Source organism: Dyella sp. 2RAB6, from assembly GCF_052115385.1.
Lineage (GTDB): Bacteria > Pseudomonadota > Gammaproteobacteria > Xanthomonadales > Rhodanobacteraceae > Dyella_D.
In genome coordinates this window covers 18,369-35,254 of sequence record NZ_JBFRGP010000020.1, presented here as the reverse complement: position 1 = coordinate 35,254, position 16,886 = coordinate 18,369, and the positions used below count along the sequence as shown (strand labels likewise).

The 16,886-nt window shown below is 63.2% G+C and carries 13 protein-coding genes; 9 read left to right on the top strand and 4 right to left on the bottom strand.

The features are described 5' to 3' along the window. Nucleotides 1-103 precede the first annotated feature (103 nt). Both AB4083_RS19650 and AB4083_RS19645 read left to right on the top strand, forming a co-directional pair. Entirely contained in the window at nt 104-706 is a 603-nt protein-coding gene (locus AB4083_RS19650) for a hypothetical protein (protein WP_441610195.1), read from the top strand. A 107-nt stretch (nt 707-813) separates the two neighbouring features. Next, the gene (locus AB4083_RS19645) at nt 814-1,569 is read left to right on the top strand and encodes a TSCPD domain-containing protein (RefSeq protein ID WP_441610194.1); all 756 of its coding nucleotides are present in this window, start codon (nt 814-816) and stop codon (nt 1,567-1,569) included. Between the two features lie 253 nt (nt 1,570-1,822). Here the strand turns inward: AB4083_RS19645 and AB4083_RS19640 are convergent, their stop codons facing one another. Next, entirely contained in the window at nt 1,823-3,565 is a 1,743-nt protein-coding gene (locus tag AB4083_RS19640; RefSeq protein ID WP_441610193.1) for a hypothetical protein, read from the bottom strand. Nucleotides 3,566-3,898: 333 nt separating this feature from the next. Between AB4083_RS19640 and AB4083_RS19635 the strand changes: the two genes are divergently transcribed. After that, nucleotides 3,899-4,324: a VOC family protein gene (locus AB4083_RS19635; protein WP_441610217.1), complete on the top strand. Its 426-nt coding sequence runs from the start codon at nt 3,899-3,901 to the stop codon at nt 4,322-4,324. Nucleotides 4,325-4,516: 192 nt separating this feature from the next. Next, the gene (locus AB4083_RS19630) at nt 4,517-5,089 is read left to right on the top strand and encodes a hypothetical protein (protein WP_441610192.1); all 573 of its coding nucleotides are present in this window, start codon (nt 4,517-4,519) and stop codon (nt 5,087-5,089) included. A gap of 414 nt (nt 5,090-5,503) precedes the next feature. On the opposite strand, the gene AB4083_RS19625 is transcribed toward AB4083_RS19630, so the two are convergent. Next, on the bottom strand, nt 5,504-6,145 hold the full coding sequence (locus AB4083_RS19625; RefSeq protein WP_441610191.1) for a YceI family protein: 642 nt from the start codon (nt 6,143-6,145) through the stop codon (nt 5,504-5,506). A 253-nt stretch (nt 6,146-6,398) separates the two neighbouring features. On the opposite strand from AB4083_RS19625, the gene AB4083_RS19620 reads away from it, so the two are divergent. Beyond that, complete coding sequence (locus AB4083_RS19620) at nt 6,399-7,301, top strand: winged helix-turn-helix domain-containing protein (protein WP_441610190.1); 903 nt, start codon at nt 6,399-6,401, stop codon at nt 7,299-7,301. Between the two features lie 165 nt (nt 7,302-7,466). Here AB4083_RS19620 and AB4083_RS19615 read toward each other — a convergent pair whose 3' ends face one another. Beyond that, the gene (locus AB4083_RS19615; RefSeq protein WP_441610189.1) at nt 7,467-8,978 is read right to left on the bottom strand and encodes an MFS transporter; all 1,512 of its coding nucleotides are present in this window, start codon (nt 8,976-8,978) and stop codon (nt 7,467-7,469) included. A 175-nt stretch (nt 8,979-9,153) separates the two neighbouring features. Between AB4083_RS19615 and AB4083_RS19610 the strand changes: the two genes are divergently transcribed. Together AB4083_RS19610 and AB4083_RS19605 are read left to right on the top strand one after the other, a co-directional pair. Then, nucleotides 9,154-10,023, top strand: coding sequence for a LysR family transcriptional regulator (locus AB4083_RS19610; RefSeq protein ID WP_441610188.1), 870 nt, complete (start codon nt 9,154-9,156; stop codon nt 10,021-10,023). A gap of 284 nt (nt 10,024-10,307) precedes the next feature. Beyond that, nucleotides 10,308-10,907 (top strand): hypothetical protein, encoded by a 600-nt coding sequence (locus AB4083_RS19605; RefSeq protein WP_441610187.1) that lies wholly within the window; start codon nt 10,308-10,310, stop codon nt 10,905-10,907. A 100-nt stretch (nt 10,908-11,007) separates the two neighbouring features. Here the strand turns inward: AB4083_RS19605 and AB4083_RS19600 are convergent, their stop codons facing one another. Further along, complete coding sequence (locus AB4083_RS19600; protein ID WP_441610186.1) at nt 11,008-13,227, bottom strand: prolyl oligopeptidase family serine peptidase; 2,220 nt, start codon at nt 13,225-13,227, stop codon at nt 11,008-11,010. A gap of 525 nt (nt 13,228-13,752) precedes the next feature. Between AB4083_RS19600 and AB4083_RS19595 the strand changes: the two genes are divergently transcribed. Then, entirely contained in the window at nt 13,753-13,941 is a 189-nt protein-coding gene (locus tag AB4083_RS19595; protein ID WP_441610185.1) for a DUF6229 family protein, read from the top strand. Between the two features lie 72 nt (nt 13,942-14,013). Further along, nucleotides 14,014-16,884 carry a type 2 lanthipeptide synthetase LanM family protein gene (locus AB4083_RS19590; RefSeq protein WP_441610184.1) on the top strand — a complete coding sequence of 957 codons (2,871 nt, stop codon included), beginning with the start codon at nt 14,014-14,016 and terminating at the stop codon, nt 16,882-16,884. Nucleotides 16,885-16,886: the final 2 nt, after the last annotated feature.

Sequence of the window (16,886 nt, the reverse complement as noted above, 5' to 3'; positions counted from 1 at the left end):
GGTTGCTTCGCAACCGTCGGCCTGCGTCCGGAAAGCTGTTTTGACGCCTTGATACACGCAGGCCCACGCCAAGTACTGAACTCACGTCGGAGGGGAAACCCAGATGTCCATTGATACCGATTTCGATTCGATCGCAACGCCGGCCATGCCGGAAGCCCCGGCTGCTGCCGAAGCCCCTGCCGCCCCCAAGAAGGCGCGCAAGAAGGCTGCCAAGAAGGCCGCTCCGGCCAAGAAGGCCGCCAAGAAGGCGGTGAAGAAGGCCGCTGGCAAGAAGACCGCCAAGAAGGCGGTGAAGAAGGCCGGCGCCAAGAAGACCGCCAAGAAGGCGGTGAAGAAGGCTGGCGCCAAGAAGACTGCCAAGAAGGCAGTGAAGAAAGCCGGCGCCAAGAAGACCGCCAAGAAGGCCGTGAAGAAAACCGCCAAGAAGGCCGTGAAGAAGGCCGCCGCCAAGAAGGTCGCGAAGAAGGCGACCAAGAAGGCCGGCGCCCGGAAGACCGCCAAGAAGGCCGTGAAGAAGACGGCCCGCAAGGCAGTAAAGAAGGTCAGCAGCAAGAAGACGGCCAAGAAGGCCGTCAAGAAGACGGCCAAGAAGGCCGCGGGTAAGAAGACCGCCAAGAAGGCGGTCAAGAGGTCCACTGCCAGCAAGAAGGCCGCCGTCAAGACCGCGCGCAAGCCGGCCAAGAAGGTCGCCCGCAAGAAGAAGTAAGCAGTACTGCGTGCCGGCCCGGCCTATGTGCCGGGCCGGTGCGTTTCCGGCCTACGGCCGTGCAGCGCCGCTCCTCCCGCCAACATCAGAAATAAAGAAGCATCCTTATGGCGATCAAGATCGAGAAGAAGATCAAGGGCTATAACGTCGTCAAGCCCGAGGACAAGGCCGCGCCCGCCGCAGTAGCCGCTCCCGCCGTGCCCAAAGAGGCGCCCATGGCGGAAGTCATCCAGATGCACGAGAGCGTGGAGCGTCCCGAGACGCTTGTCGGCTCCACCTACAAGATCAAGTCGCCGCTGTTCGAGCACGCCCTTTACGTCACCTTGAACGACATCGTGCTCAACGCCGGCACGCCCCACGAGCAGCGCCGCCCCTTCGAGATCTTCATCAACTCGAAGAACATGGACCACTTCCAGTGGATCGTCGCGCTCACCCGCATCATCTCCGCCGTATTCCGCAAGGGCGGCGACGTCACCTTCCTGGTGGAAGAGATGAAGGCGGTGTTCGACCCGCGCGGCGGCTACTTCAAGCCCGGCGGCATCTACATGCCGAGCATCGTGGCCGAGATCGGCGGCGTGATCGAGCAGCACATGAAGATGATCGGCCTGATCCACGACCCGGAGATGGACGAGTCGACCAAGCGCCTGATTGCCGAGAAGCGTGCGGCTTATGAGGCTGGCGCAAAAAAAAAGACTGAGGTGAGCCAGGTGGCGGTGAGCGTTGAGGCTGACGCGGCGGCTGGTGAGTCCAGCAACGGGTTCCCGCCGGGGGCGACGTTGTGCGCCAAGTGCAATACGAAGGCGTTGGTGTTGATGGATGGGTGTCAGACTTGTTTGAATTGTGGGTATAGCAAGTGCGGGTGAGTTGGGAACCTAGCTAAATAGAAAAAGCGGCAGAGATGCCGCTTTTTTGATTTGTAGGGACAACGGTGCATGCTATGGGGCACGCAAAAGCCGCTAGCACGGTACGCAAAAAGCGCTAGTGCTAGCCTCATAAAGCTCTAGTTCCTCCCGTCACATTTGAGTCCAGTGCGCGCGATATCTAAGGCAGTTGACGCGCGCAAGTGTTGGCGAGAGTTTCGACTGTTTGGTAGCAATGGCCTCGGCAATGCGCGTCTCATTTATTATGAGCCGATTCTTCGGCCTCTCGCTCCAGGTCCAGCACATAGATGCTTACGCGACCGTCCCGCGCAGCGCGGCTGCGATCGATAAGCATCTGACGGAGATCTTCCGGCGTTGAAGGTCTTTGTACGCCACGCCCCGGACTCGCAAGCTGCTTCTTCGCCGGCTGCGGGCTGCCAAACCAGAGAACTAGGTAAATTCCGCGCCCGTTGGCACGCCAGTCTGATGTGTAAAGTCGATCGAGCTGTGCGTCAGCGCCGTCCCAGAGCTCAGAATGCCATTGACCCTTCACCTCGATGGGAATGCGCAAAGTACCCACTGCACAAGCGATATCAACTTCCTTGTCGCCAGCGAGGTGCGCTTCGGGATCCAGGCTTATCCCGGGTGAGCCCTGCCGAAGGAGGCCAAGCAAATGATCGCGACAGCGCTCCTCTTCATAGGCAACACCACTGTCATCAAAAAAGCCGCGCCATGATTCAGCGTCATCCTTTCTGATCTTAGATTGTACAAGTGCAAGTTCTTCGATCATGAAGAACTGCAAATCCGAAGCTGACGCGGGCGTAGCGTCTTGCAGTATCGCGTTCAGTTCCGCTAGCGTCAGTGGCGTATATGCCGCTTCGACTCGTATCTGGGCTTGCTCCGAGAAGACACTAAGTATGATTTCGGAGTAGCTGTCTTGAGGAGCGTCGCGAAGTGTTTGAAGTGCTGAGGCTGCTTTCGCACTGGCGTCTCGACCAAGTCGTGCAATTAGTTCTCCTATGTAATCACTCGCTTCCCATGGATTCATGCTCCCTGACCAGCCTCCCTTGGGAGGGCTCGTGCGAGACCACGCAAGCCGAAAGCTCGCAATGATCCACTGAATTTGGATTGGGCCAAAAACGTAGTTAGCCTCATCACCATAGCGACCGCCAGTGAACTGTCGAATATGCCAGATGAGCTCAGGATCGATATTTGAGGTTCCTAGTCGCGCAAGGGTCTCATCGAAGGCAACGATTAGTCCCACCGCCAGCCAATTTCGAGCGCGGCCGAGATCTGCTACAGCGAGTCGATCATCCAGAATTTCTCGCAAACTCTCCCATCGCCCGGACCGGATGAGATGTCCGATCAGTTCTAGCTCTGGGGCTTCTGGCATATTCGGAAATCGCTTCAACCATTCGATCGCGTTCAGTGAAGCGAAGGGCGCATCCTCGTCACTTCTCATGAGCTGATTTAGGCCATCGATTCGCTCAAGTTTGGCTTCGAACTGAGGTTCGAGGTACAGGCGCACAGCCTCTCCGAAGACGCCTCGCTGTCTAACGGCCAATACGACCGCACTCTCCAAACCTTTAACTTTGGCATGGTCATCAATCTTCGTACGCATCAACACAAAAAGACCAGCGATTAGCCGCTCGTCGGTCAGATCTTCAAAACCTCTGCCTGTGCGAAAGCGCTCAGCCATACCGGCTACAATTATGTGCTCCGCATGCCAACTCCTTCCCTCCGCGAAAGAATGGGCGATTTGCTGCGCACTTGGCTCGGGCGGGTTGAGTAATAGAAATGCATCGAAGCCAGCATGTGCAGCGTCTGCAATGTCGTTACCCAACCAATCCGCAATTCGCTCATGCGCCTCTTTGTCGTGGCCGATGTCATAGAACAGATTGAGGTAGGCCTTGGCCGGACTAACTAGTGGCCTCCAGTCGCCTGATCGCATCTCTTCTATATGGAGGGTTTCCCAGCATTCCGTTAAGGCCGCGATCATTGAAGCGATTTACGATGGCCTCCGCAGCAATTTCGCCCAAGTATGGGCTAAGGAAATTGGCCGCATCCTGGTCATTGAACGGCACAAGATGCAATTCCAAGGGCTTCTGCTCGTACTGCTCGCGAATGGCTTCCTTACCCGTCGAACTTCGCCAGTCTGCGACGCGACAGGAAAGTACAAAACGCGGATATCCAAGTACTCCGAGTTGACGAAGGACGAGGTCTACGGCGTCTCCGTCCTGCTGTGCGCTCACCTCATCGAGTGCGTCAATTACAAGGACATTTGCACCTATGAGGAGAGTCTGGGGATCATGGCGATTGATAAGGGCCCGCGCTGTACAGCGCTTGTATCCTGGATTCGTCGCCAGCCACTCCAGGAGATGGGACTTTCCCATGCGAGCTTGGCCTCAATCTCGAAGGTCGCGCCACGGTCGAAGGCGAATGGGCCGGGCGCATCACCGGGCTGCACGGCCAGCGCGTCGAGATCGCCATGATGAGCACGCCGGACGGCCACAGCCGACTCGAACTCTCCCGCTTCCTCACCCCGCCTGTCGTCGCCGATCACCGCAACGCTCCGGTGAATGCCCTGGGCTACCTGCGCGTGATGTTCGCCGTGGACGACCTCGACGACACGCTTGAGAGACTCCGCAAGCACGGCGCGCAGCTCGTGGATGAAGTTGTCCAATATCAAGACGCGTATCGGCTCTGCTATATCCGCGGCCCTGAAGGGCTTCTCATTGGGCTCGCCCAAGAGCTTTGAAGCCCAGGCATGGTGTCAGCTGCACTTATTGCGCACGCCGATGAAGCTGATCACCCGAACCAAGCATCACTGATCAACTGACTGGCAAGCTGACCCGTTCTGAAGCTGGCGGGTGCAACCGGAAGCAGACGATCGGTATAGATCGCATCGATGCAGGTACCGAACGGTGCAAGCTGCCTTCCCAGTCGGTCCTTGAATCTGAAGAAAGTAATGGGGCTCGCCAGATTCCCAAGTAATTTCAATAAATTATTTAAGCATGGAACGCGAGTTGTGACGTTCCCGACGGGTGGGTACTTTTTCATCTTCCGCAAACGATCCAACGGCGAGATGAAACCCATGTCGAACGAACAAGTGCGCTGGCTTTTGAAGGTCATCCAACCCGAGCGGACCCTCGCCTCCCTTCCCGGAGCCGCCAGCCTTGGACTGGGCGCTCATGCTGCGCTGCTCGGTCTCCCGGAGGATATCTACGCGACCGAACTTGCTCGCATGCAACAGGAGGCCTCCGAAGCGGCGGAGGAACTGCTGGCTGATCCGGCCGTGGCGTCGATGGTCGATCGCCTTCCCCTGCGGAAAGGGGCGAAGGTAATGGCGTTCGGCGACAGCTTGACGTCCGAGCCGCAGTCATGGGCGGTGATCATGAGGGAGGTGTTGGCGCGGCGCCGCGGCACCGACGAGATTTCGTTGAGCATAAGTGCCATAGGGGGTGAGACGACCACCCACGGTCTCGTGAGGGCATGTGGTTGCGGCCTGGTTCGCTCTGCATGATCGCCCCATCGATGTGGCAAACCGGCTGAGCGCGCCAGGACAGGGGAAAACGGAGCAGGGGATAGCCAGGGAGGCATGGATGCCTCCATTTCTCCGGCACGCTCAGGAAAAGAATTCAAGGCATCTTGCGTATATCCAGATCGAGCTTCTGCTCGCGCAAACTTGCCTCTATACCATTACCGCCAGCATGCAGCCTTGATTGCCTTGCGAGCATCGGCCGCCTCCTTTCAACGCGTAACGGTCGAGCAGAACATCATCCCGGCGCAGGGCGGCCCCGAAGGGGTAAGCGAGGCGAATCGCCCAGTAGCGTGACCGCCCGAATATCAAGCAACGACTAAGGGCTGCATGGGAGGCATCCGTGCCCTCACATGCGCCCCGCTACTGGATCCCGGCCTGCGCCGGGATGACGGCCACTTACTTCTTCCCAGCCTTCGCCGCTTCCGCCGCCTCCGCTTCCGCATCCGCCTTCAAATAAGCCGCATACCCCTTCGCCTCATCCGCCTGCGTGGTGATATGCAGCGTCACTTCGTCGCTGACTTGCGGCACGAACTTGCCCAGGCCGAAATCGGAGCGCTTGAGCGTCGCCATCGCCTCGAAGCCCACCGCCGGCAGCTTCATCCGTACGTTCTCGCCCACCTTGTTGATGGTGACGTCGAGCGTGACCGGCTTGGTGATGCCGCGGACGGTGAGGTTGCCGGTCACCTTGAGCTGGTTGGCCATCCCGGTGGTCTCGACCTTGGTGCTCTTGAAGGTGGCGGTAGGGAATCTGGCCAGGTCGAAGAAGGCGGGCGAACGCAGGTTCTCGTCCAGGTCGGGGATGCCGCTGCTCAGGCTGGCCAGCGGGATGGTGACCATCACCGAGGCCATGCGCGGGTTGGCCGGATCGAATTCCAGCGTGCCCTCGATACGGGTGAATTGCGCGGTGGGGTAGGCGAAGTCCAGGTGGCTCCAGCGGATGGTGCCCATGGAGTGGTTGGGTTCCAGCGTATAGGTCATGGCCCACAGCGGGCTGGTGGCGAGGGCGAGCGCCAAGGCGAAGGCGGAACGGCGGATCATGGGCAGGGCTCCAGGGCTGAGGTCGGCGCGTGGCCGATCGTGGGTCTCCAGCACGCAGCGGGCGTGCTTCAGCACTGTGGCCGGGGGCCTCGCGGGAAGTCCTGAAAATGCTTCTGAATCGGCCTGAAGAGTTCTGAAGGCGAGGCCTGGCGGCCTTCGGTTGTGGCCCGCAAACGTTGATGCGAATATCCGGCGGCTTTCCCATGGCTGGCGATAAACAGTGAGTTACGTGCCTTCCGACCCCGAGCGTTCGATGCGGGGAACCTTGCGTATCGGCGAATGGATCGTCGACCCCGTCGCCGACCAGTTGTCGCGTGACGGCACCGTATTGCGGGTGGAAGCCCGCACCATGCGCCTGCTGCTGTGCCTGGCGGACCGCGCCGGCCAGGTGGTCAGCATCGACGAATTGCTCAACGAGGTATGGGCGGGCGTGATCGTCACGCCGGATTCGGTCTACCAGGCGGTGACGTCGCTGCGGCGGTTATTGGGGGATGACCCCAAGCAGCCGGCCTACATCGCCACCGTGCCGCGGCGGGGGTATCGCTTGATTGCAAGCGTGGAAACCTCGCCGGACAAAGCGGTGCTGCCGGTTGAAACGCCAGCACCGGTGGCCAGCCCGGCAAAGCCGGCGCCGCTCAAGGTTCCCAAGCAGGGGCGGGGCGCCTTGCTGGGCGCCGCGCTGGCGCTCGGCGTGATCCTGCTCCTGTGCGGGGCCATCTCCGCCTATTGGCTGCTGCGCGACCACCCCACCGCGCAGGCCGCACGCGGCGCCCGCTCCATCGCCGTGCTGCCCTTCCTCGACCTTACCGACAAGATGAGCGAGGAGCCGTTCGCCGACGGCATGACCGAGGAGCTGATCGACAAGCTCAGCAAGTTCCCCGGCATGCAGGTTTCGGCGCCGACCTCGTCGTTCTATTACAAGGACAAGCAGGTGCCGGTGGCGGATATCGCCAAGTCGCTGGGCGTGGCCTATGTGCTCGACGGCAGTGTGCGCAAGTCGGGCGACACTCTGCGTATCTCGGCGCGGCTGGTTCGTGCGGGGGATGGCTTCGTGGTCTGGTCGGCGACGTACGACCGGCCGCTCGGCGACAAGCTCAAGGTGCAGGATGAGATTGCGAGCGAGGCGGCGAAGGCTATGACGCCGGTGATTCGATAAGCGACGCGCGCGGTATAGGTGCAACTCGCCCATGCTCGTCATTCCGGCGCAGGCCGGAATCCAGTAGTGATGGTGCACGATTTTCGCGATAGCGCCGGGAGGGCTTTTCGCGAAAATCCGGCGGTGCCGTTACTGGATTCCGGCCTACGCCGGAATGACGAGATTTCAAGCACACTTGCCGGAACCCGCCGCGCTACACGCCAACGCGGCGGTCTCCCTGCGCCTCGACCCGAACGTCACGAAACTCGCCGCCGCCAGCACCCAGGCGCCGATGCCGCCATAAAGCATCACCCAATGGAAGCCATGGACCAACGCGTCGTGCGCGAGCGTGCCGTATGCCGAGACGTTCCCGGCCGCAATCTGGTTGGCGATGTCGCGCAACGCCGATGCATCCATCGCGCCCGTACTGGCTTGTTTCAACTGCGCAAGAATCCCTTCGATCAACAGAAAACCCATCAGCGCGATATTGATCGCCAAAGTAATCAACCGCGCGCTCATATCGATTCCCGATGCCATCCCCGCGCGGGCCGTCGGTACCGATGCGGTGGTGGTATTGGTCACCGGCGTGTTGGTCATGCCCAGGCCGATGCCCGCCAGTACGCAACCGGCCAGTAGTGCAGGCAATGCACCCAGCTGCATCACGAAGAACCCGAGCCCGATGGTGAACAGTCCCGCCGGAATCACGACGCGCGGCTGATAGCGCACGGTCAGCCGCTCGGCGAGCGGCGGCACCACCAGCGTGGGCAGCGTGTAAGCGAGCAGGGCGAGGCCCGAGGTGACGACGCCATAACCCAGCACCGACTGGAAATAGATCGGCAGGTAAATCATGAAGGGCCAGAAGCTGAAGTTCATGCCCATCGAACCGTACAGCGCGCCGGAGAAGGGGCGAATGCGGAACACCGAGAAATCGAACATCGGATGTGCGTGGTGTTTCTCCACATACAGGAACGTTGCGAAGCTGGCGATCGAGCCCAGCAAGGCAACCAGCACCAGCGGATGCTGCAACCCAAGCGATGGCCCCTGCGTAATGAAGTAAGTCAGCCCGAATACCGCCAGCGACATCGAGACGATGCCCGCCAGATCCAGATGCTTCGCTTCCGGATCGCGCGATTCGTCGACACTCCACGCAATCAATCCCAGCGTGATTACCGCCAGCGGCACCTGGATCAGGAACACCCAGGTCCAGTCCAGCAGCACGGCAATCGCGCTACCGATCATCGGTCCGAAACCCAGCCCCACGCCGAAGATGATGCCCCACGCCGCGAACGCGCGGCTGCGTGCCGGCCCTTGCTGGAACTGATGCGATAGCGCGGCAATCTGGCAGATCACCATGGCGCCGCCGCTCATGCCTTGCAGGAAGCGGCTGACGATCAGCACCGAGGCATCGCGCGCGAGTCCGCAGGCGAGCGAGGTGACGCCGAACGCGATCACGCTGAGCAGCAGCATGCGCTTGCGGCCGTAGCGGTCGGCCAGCGTGCCGGAAGCCATCAGCACCGTGGTGCAGGCGATGGTGTAGGCATTCATGATCCACTGCGCGCCGTTGAAGCCGGTGTGCAGCAGTTTTTCGACCGTGGGCAGCACGGCGGGCACGCTGGAGATCTCCAGGCCGAACATCAGCGCCGCGAGGCAGATCGCGACGGTGGCGGTGGCATTTCGATGGGTGTGGGAGAGCGCCACGATTAACTCCGGGTCGAAAGGCGAATGGCGGCCGCATGCCGTTATCTGCGCGGCTTCTGCATCGCAGGGGAAAGGGCAGGGGGAAGGGATGCGCTATGCCATTCTCGGCACGCGCCATTCATGATGGAAATGATTTATTTTTGTCGCCCCCATTAAGGCTCTTCATCAATCGCCCATGGACTTCGACCCCGCCCTGCTGCGCGCCTTCGTCGCCGTCAAAGAGGCCGGCGGCTTCACCCGCGCCGCCCAGCGCTTGAACCTGACCCAGTCCGCGATCAGCCACCAGATCCGGCGATTGGAGGAGCAGGTGGGCCGGCAATTGCTCTACCGCACCACGCGCGCGCTGACGCTGACCGAAGACGGCGAAGAGTTCCTGCGCTATGCGCAGCAGATCCTCGACACGCTGGACGACATGGCGCGCCGCTTCCGCCCTTCGCCGATCTCCGGCGTCGTGCGCTTCGGCGTGCTGGAGAATTTCCTCGGCGATCGCCTGCCCACCTTGCTGTGCCAGTTCGGCCGCGCGTTTCCCTCGGTGCGGCTCGACGTCAGCGTCGGCATGAATCTCGATCTGATGCCGATGATCAAGGCCGGCGAGTTGGATCTGGCGGTAGTGATGACCGCGCCGGACGACAAGGAAGGCACGCGGCTGCGGCGCACGCAATTCGTCTGGGTTGCCGCGGAAACGTTCGAGGTTCCCGCTGGCGCATCGCTGCCCTTCGCGTTCTTTCCTTCGCCCTGCATCAACCGGCAAGTGGCGATGGCGTCGCTTGAAGGCAAGGGAGTGCCGTGGCATGTGGTGTTCACTTCGCAGAGCCAGCAAGGCATTCGCGCCGCGGTGCTCGCGGGCCTGGCGATTACGGTGCTGGCGCGTGATGACGTGGAGCCGGGCATGAAGGTGGTCGATGGACAGTACGGCTTGTCGTCCTTGTCCAAAGTGGACTTCACCCTGATCTGGAGCGCGGGCGGCAAGACGCCGGCGGCGGTGGAGTTCGGGCGGATGATCGAGCAGATGACGCGGGTGGGAAGGGTGTCGGGGCGGGGGTGATTGTTGTGCGGGGTGGCGTGCTAGGTTGAGAGGGCATGCCTGCGCTGGCGAGGCATTAAGCCCCTCTGCCGTCGGGAGAGGGGTTGGGGTGAGGGTACGGCCGGAGTGGTGCGTATCACTCCGCCCGTACCCTCATCCGGCTGCCGCCACCTTCCTCGCTCCTCTACGCGAAGAGGGCACAGGGATGTGCCCGGCTTTGATGAGCGAGGAAAGCAGGGCACATCCCTGTACCCTCCCCGCGTGCTCCCGGAGGGAGAAGGATTTCATTTTTTAGGGGGTGATCCATGCGCAAATGGATCTTCGTAGTGATCGCCATACTGCTTGGCCTGATCGTGTTGCACTGGTCGCGACAGCGTCCCTCCGTGCCCAGCGCAGGCGTCATCGCACCCGACACCCCCATCCAGGACGACATCTCCAACGGCACCAGCCTGCAACGCGGCGACGTCACTCTCGTCACGCGTGCCCACTTCGAACTCACCGCACGCGTGCTTTCCCGCGAGGACTACCGCTTCGATGCCGGCGCTTCGCTGGCGCCGGTGGATCTCGCACTCGGCTGGGGCCGCATGTCCGACAGTGCCGTGCTGGCGAAAATATCCATCAGCCAGTCAAGCCGTTTCTATTACTGGCGCGTCGACGAATTCCCGATCCCGCAGCGCGATATCGAAACCTCCAGCGCCAACATGCACATGATTCCCGCCGACGAGGCGATACGGCGTGCGCTGGAGCGGGTGGAGCCGGGGCAGGTGATCCATCTGCAGGGCTTCCTGGTCGATGCCAGCCGGCCGGATGGTTGGCGCTGGCATACCTCGATGACGCGGGACGACACCGGTAACGGCGCGTGCGAGCTGGTCTTCGTCGAAGACATCGGCACGGTGAACCGCTGAGCCGTGTTTGCTTGCGGCAACAGCACGCCGATCATGCGCGCCAACTATTTCACGCGCGTGCGCTGACCCAGCGGACGCGCGGCGAACAGCTGCCGCTGCCTCAAGGCGTCGGCAGCTGCGCATCCATGAAGGCGAACACGTCCGCGAATTCGGCCGCGTCCGCGCCCATCGACTTCTGCATGCCATGCCCGCCGTTGGCATCGGTGCGGATCCAGACCGGCTTCCCGCTGGTGTTGGAGGCGCGCAGCTTGGCCGCGAACTTGCCGGTTTCCCACGGCGCGACGCGGCTGTCGTTGAGGCCCACGTCCAGCATCAACGGCGGATATGCCGTGCGCGGCTTGATGCGCTGGTACGGGTCCATCGCCAGGATGAAGGAGAAGTCCTCGGCCTTGCGCGGATCGCCCATCTCGCCGATCTGGTTGGCACCGTTCGGTGCCTGCATCAGGCGCACCGGATTGGTCATGGCAACCATGAAGACCGCGGCGCCGAAGGCCGTCGGCTCGCTGGTCACCGCACCGCCGACCAGCAGGCCGCCCGCGCTGCCGGCGATCAGGCCGGTGCGTTGCGGGCGGCTATAACCGAGCTTGTCGAGCGCCGCCACGCCGGCGACGAAATCTTCCACGCCTTTGTGCTTGTTCGGGCCCTTGCCGTCCTGGTGCCAGGCTTCGCCTTTCTCGCCGCCGCCGCGCACGTGCGCATAGGCGAAGATGTTGCCGTGCTTGACCCATTCCAGCCGCACCGGCTTGAACGAAGGCACCACGGAAAGTCCATAACTGCCGTAGCCGAACAAGATCGCGCGATGGCTGCCGTCCAGCACGGCGTCCTTGCGATGCAGCACGGTCAGCGGCACATGCGTGCCGTCCTTGCTGACGTACTCGGTCTCGGTCGCTTCGATCATGCTGTAGTCGGCGGGGCTGGACTGGTCCTGGCCGAGCGCATGCATGGAGCGGTCCTTGCCGTCGTAGCGCCAGGATTTCGGCGGCGTGGTCCAGCCGCGCAGTTCCAGCAGGAAACCCTCCTGGTGGCTGTATGCCTGGAACAACGAAGCGGCGCCGACCAGCGGCAATGCCACGGTCTCGGCCTTGCCCGTGGCGTAGTCGACGCGGCGGATGCTGTCGATGCCATTCCTGGAAACCTTCACGTACAACGCGTCGTGCGCCGCGGCGATGTTCTGCGTATCGGTGAGGCTGAAGCCGACGATGATCTCGTCGTCCTGCAGCGGCAGCACGGGGCGCGCATCGGCCAGTGTCGCCTCCGGCTTTGACAGGTCGACCGCGAGCAATTCCCCGTTGGAATGCTTGAGGCCCGAGACCAGGTAGAGCGTGTCGCCGTGGAGGTCGGCGGACTGCACCTTGTCGACCATGTCGGCGATGCAGCGCCATTTCACGCCAGGATTGATCGCTTCGGCCTGCGGGGCGACGCAGAAGCCCTTCTCGGCCTGCGCACCCGATGCCGAGGCAAGCGCCCAGCGCGAGCCGGTGGGGGAATCGACGGCCGGAAAGCGGTTGGAGGTGATCGGGAAAGACGGATTGGCGCCTTCGCCCGCGCCGGCGCGCAGCAGGATCGGATCCTGCGCCACCGGCGTGCCCAGGCGATGGAAGCGCAGGCGCATATCCTGCAGCGGATCGCCGTTGGTGCGCTGGTCCGGCGGAGCCATCTGCGTATAGGCGAAGCCGCTGCTGTCGGGTAGCCAGTAGGCGCCGAACTCGCCCCAGATCGATTCCATCGCGTCGCCGGTGGGTTTGCCGGTCTTCACGTCGAAGACTTCCAGGCGCGTGACTTCGGCGCCGCCGTGGTCGGTGTCCACCGCCACCTTGCTGCCATCTGGCGAGGGCACGAACAGGGTGATCGACGCATGGCCGCCATTGCCGGCGAGCGTGGCCGGATCGAGCAGCACGCGTTCGCTGCCGTCGGCTTCGCGCACCATCAGGGTGCCGCTGCCCTGGCCGTCCTGCCGGATAAAGAACAACTTGCCGTTGACATAGCGCTGCGCGCGATAGATCACGGCATGGCTGTTGGTCTTCTGCAGCGTTTCCTGCCACGCCTTCAGCGTGGGCAGCGCATCGAGCCTGGCGCGCGTGTAGTCGCCCTGTGCAGCGAGCCACTTCTGGAACTCGGCGTTCTTCTCGCCCTCCATCCAGCGATACGGGTCGTGCAGGGTATGGCCGAAGACCTGCTCGACCACATCGGCGCGGCGTGCGGGTGGCGGCGCGTCGGTGTGCGCGGCGAAGGCGGGTGGCGCGGCCAGCGCGACAGCACACGTCACGGCGGCGAGACGAAGAGAGCCATGCCGGCGATGCGATAAGAACCTGCGGCTCATGCGATGTCCTTGCGAGCGAGGAAGAAGGCGGAGCTTATCTTTGTTCACGAATGCGCGGCGTCATATGCGTCATTGGCCATGACGACTGGATGGAATGTGATCGCCATCGCACCTCATAGCCTGACGCAAAGCGCGCAAACAACAGAACAGCCCCGCGAAGCCATACGTGATGCCGAATCACATTCTCTTCACGTCAACGGGAGGTTGATAACCATTCGGACATGAAGGGCGCGCCCATCGGGGCGCATCAAGGAAACGGCCACGACGGCTGGCCACGAACGCATGCAGGGGGCATCGCGTGATGGAACAGGCAAGTACAGGGAAGCATGTCGCCACGGAAGACCTTGCCCAGCGCGCAGCCCCTGCGCCCACTTCGCCGCAACGCTTCACTTCGCCACGGCATGCCTGCCTTGCTCGTGCGCGGTCCCGCTGATCGTCATTCGCTTTCGCCGCAGCCGCGCTCACTGCGGTAGACGCGTACGCGTCCCATCCGAGCGCACACCATCGACCTAAGGAGTACGACCCATGCAGATCGATCACATCGTGGAAGGCTGGCTGAAGGGCTCCGATATCGTGGACGGCTACGCCAATCCGGCGGGCTCGCTCTATACCGAGGGCCAGGCGGCCACCATCGCCGCGGTGACCAGCCCGGAAATTGCGCTGGATACGCGTTGCAGCGGCTGCACGGCTTCGCGCCCGGGCTACTGCTGTTGATTTGACTTCGCCGCCGCCGTGGCATGCCACGGCGGCGGACGAACTCCGTTCCTCCATCACCGGGTGTTGAGCATGGGCGACGCGCCGTCGAACGATACGTTTCTTGAGATCATCGATCACCTCACGCGCGACGCACGGCAATCCATCGCCGAAAGCCTCCGCGCCATTGCCGGCTTGCACGACGACGAAAGCGCGATCCTCGTGCAGCAAGCGCACCAGGCGCTGCGCGACAACGCGGAGCGCAAACTCAATCGCATTCTTCTGCTGGAACTGCATGCGGCCAAGTTGTCCGGTCAGCTCACCGCCGCCGACGAGAGCGGCAAGTTCGTGCAGTTCCTCGCGCTGGCCAGGCAGGACGCGTTCAAGGACACGCTGCGGCGCCGTTATCCGGTGCTGGAGGCACGTCTCGATCGCGCGCTCGGCCAGCAGAGCAACGCCATCCTGGCTCTGGCCCGGCGCATCGCCGCCGACCGCGCTGCATTCGCCTCCTTGCTCGGCCAGCCCGCAGGCGCGCTGCGTGCCGCCAGCCTCGGCCAGGGCGATGTGCACGATGGCGGCCAGGCCGTGGCGCAACTGGAATTCGAAGGCGGCAAGTTGATGTACAAGCCGCGCTCGGTGCGTATCGACCAGGCGCTGGAAAGCTTTCTGCACGATCTCTTCCAGGGTGCGGTGGACCGCATCCGCGTGCCTGCCGTGCTCGACCGCGGCACCTACGGCTGGACCGCCTTCGTCGAGCATCGCCATTGCGCCAGCCAGGACGAGCTGAAAACCTTCTATCGCAATATCGGACATTGGCTGGCTGTGCTGCGCCTGCTCGGCGGCACCGATGTGCATCATGAAAACCTGATCGCCTGCGGCCCGGTGCCGTACGTGGTCGACGTGGAAAGCCTGTTCGTGCCGGAGCCGCCGCCGCAGGCCACCGAGCTGGGGCAGGCGGTGGACCTGGCCGACGCGATGATCCGCTCCTCGGTGCTGCGCACGGGCCTGGTGCCGTTCCGCGCGCCGGCGCTGGGCATGGATGGTGTCGATATCTCGGCGATCGGTGCGCTGCCGGGGCAGCAGCCGAAGATCCGCGTGCCGGAGATCGTCAATCACGGCACCAGCGAGGCGCGCGTCGGGTTGGTCAGCATCGACATCGACATGGCGCGTAATCACCCTTGCGAGAATCCGGATATCTCGCGCTTCTGGCCTGAGATCCTCGCCGGCTTCCAGCAACTCACCGGCCGCTTCGCCGCACTGCATCGCGACGGCGCGCTGGCACCGAAGCTGTCCGTGTTCCTGGGCTGCCGCATCCGCTCGATCCTGCGGCCGACGCAGATCTACGTCGAAGTGATGCGCATGCTGTGGCATCCGGCTTCATTGCATGACGAGCCGGCCGCGATCGAACGCGCGCGCGACCTGCTGGAGAAAAACTCGGCCGCATCGCTGGTGGCGCCACGCGATCCGGTGGCGATCGCCGCCGAAATCGACGATATGCGCCATGGCGACGTGCCGGTATTCGCGAACGAACTGGATCAGGCCCAGCTCGACGACATCTTCGGCGCCTGGCAGGCGATGCGGCTGGACCTGGAAGAACTGACCATCCGCGGCGCGCTGGTCACGGCGCATCTCAATGGCCGCTTGAACGACGACAAGCGCGTGCCGTACGACCTGCGTCCGCGCAACCCCAGCACCCGCGACCTGGATCGCCGCCGGCGCACCATGGCGGCGCTTACCGTGCAGGAATTGCTCGAGCTTTCCGTGCGCGGCGAGGACGGCACGGTGACCTGGATCAGCCCCATCCTCGGTCGCGCCGGCTGGGCCATGCGCAGCCTGCAGCCGAATCTTTATGTCGGCCTGTGCGGCGTCGCCGTCACGCTGGCGGCCTATGTGCGCGAGATGCGCGCGGGGCGCGCCGACGAAGTGGCGGGCGTGCAGGAGGCTCTCGACGGCGTGCTCAAGGTGATGCGAAGCACCGAACGGGCGCGTCCGCTCGATGCGGTGGGCGGCTTTATCGGCGCGGGCTCGCAGATATTGTCGTGGCTGACCTTGCATGCGTTCCAGCCGCACGCGGATTTCCTGGACATGGCTATGGCGCGTGCCGAGGCGATGGAACAGCGGGGGTTCGCCGAGGAACGCAATTTCGACATCCTCGAAGGCGTATCCGGCGTCATCGTGCCGCTGTTGCAACTGGCCGAAGCGACGGGCGACGCGCGCTGGCTGGCGCTGGCGGCGAAGGCGGCGCGGCGGCTGGAAGACGCCGCGATCGTCGATGCGCGCGGCGCGCGCTGGCCGGCTGCGGTGTACGACGAGCCGCTGGGCGGCTTTGCGCATGGTTCGACCGGTATCGGCTGGGTGCTCATGCGGCTTGGGCTGAGCGCGGCGGGCAGCTCGGCAGATCGCCAACGTTGGCTGCAGCTCGGCGAGCGCGCCTTCGATTTCGAGGAGTCGCTGTATCTGCCCGAGTTCGGCAACTGGCTCGACGTGCGCAAGCCGGACAGCCGCGAGTTCCCCAATACCTGGTGCCACGGCAGTGTGGGCATCGGTCTGGCGGCGTGCGATCTGTACTTGCGCACCGGCGAGGAGCGGCACCTGGATACGCTGCGCCGCGCCGTGCAGGCGGCCAAGCAGGGTGGCTGGGGTTACAGCCACACGCTGTGCCATGGCGATCTGAGCATGTGGGAACTGCTGCTGCGCGCGAGCAAACTGGTGCCGGACCTGCTGCCGCCGGAAGCGATGCCGGGCAGCGCGGTGATCCTGTCCAGCATCGAGGAGCACGGCATCGTCGGCGGCCTGGCGCGGGATGCGTTCACGCCGGGCCTGATGAGCGGCATTTCCGGCTCGATTCACCAGCTGCTGCGCATGCATCCGGACTGCGATATTCCCTCGCCGCTGCTGCTGGAAACCCGCCTGGGCGAGTACGCGCGCAACCGCGCCTTCGAACAGGAACTGCTGACCGTTTGAGC

Excerpts from the sequence above, each read along its gene's own strand:
- AB4083_RS19610 (WP_441610188.1), top strand. The coding sequence starts at position 9,154 with ATGGACTTCGACCCCGCCCTGCTGCGCGCCTTCGTCGCCGTCAAAGAG.
- AB4083_RS19625 (WP_441610191.1), bottom strand. The coding sequence starts at position 6,145 with ATGATCCGCCGTTCCGCCTTCGCCTTGGCGCTCGCCCTCGCCACCAGC.
- AB4083_RS19605 (WP_441610187.1), top strand. The coding sequence starts at position 10,308 with ATGCGCAAATGGATCTTCGTAGTGATCGCCATACTGCTTGGCCTGATC.
- AB4083_RS19645 (WP_441610194.1), top strand. The coding sequence starts at position 814 with ATGGCGATCAAGATCGAGAAGAAGATCAAGGGCTATAACGTCGTCAAG.
- AB4083_RS19650 (WP_441610195.1), top strand. The coding sequence starts at position 104 with ATGTCCATTGATACCGATTTCGATTCGATCGCAACGCCGGCCATGCCG.
- AB4083_RS19640 (WP_441610193.1), bottom strand. The coding sequence starts at position 3,565 with ATGATCGCGGCCTTAACGGAATGCTGGGAAACCCTCCATATAGAAGAG.
- AB4083_RS19590 (WP_441610184.1), top strand. The coding sequence starts at position 14,014 with ATGGGCGACGCGCCGTCGAACGATACGTTTCTTGAGATCATCGATCAC.
- AB4083_RS19600 (WP_441610186.1), bottom strand. The coding sequence starts at position 13,227 with ATGAGCCGCAGGTTCTTATCGCATCGCCGGCATGGCTCTCTTCGTCTC.
- AB4083_RS19620 (WP_441610190.1), top strand. The coding sequence starts at position 6,399 with ATGCGGGGAACCTTGCGTATCGGCGAATGGATCGTCGACCCCGTCGCC.
- AB4083_RS19595 (WP_441610185.1), top strand. The coding sequence starts at position 13,753 with ATGCAGATCGATCACATCGTGGAAGGCTGGCTGAAGGGCTCCGATATC.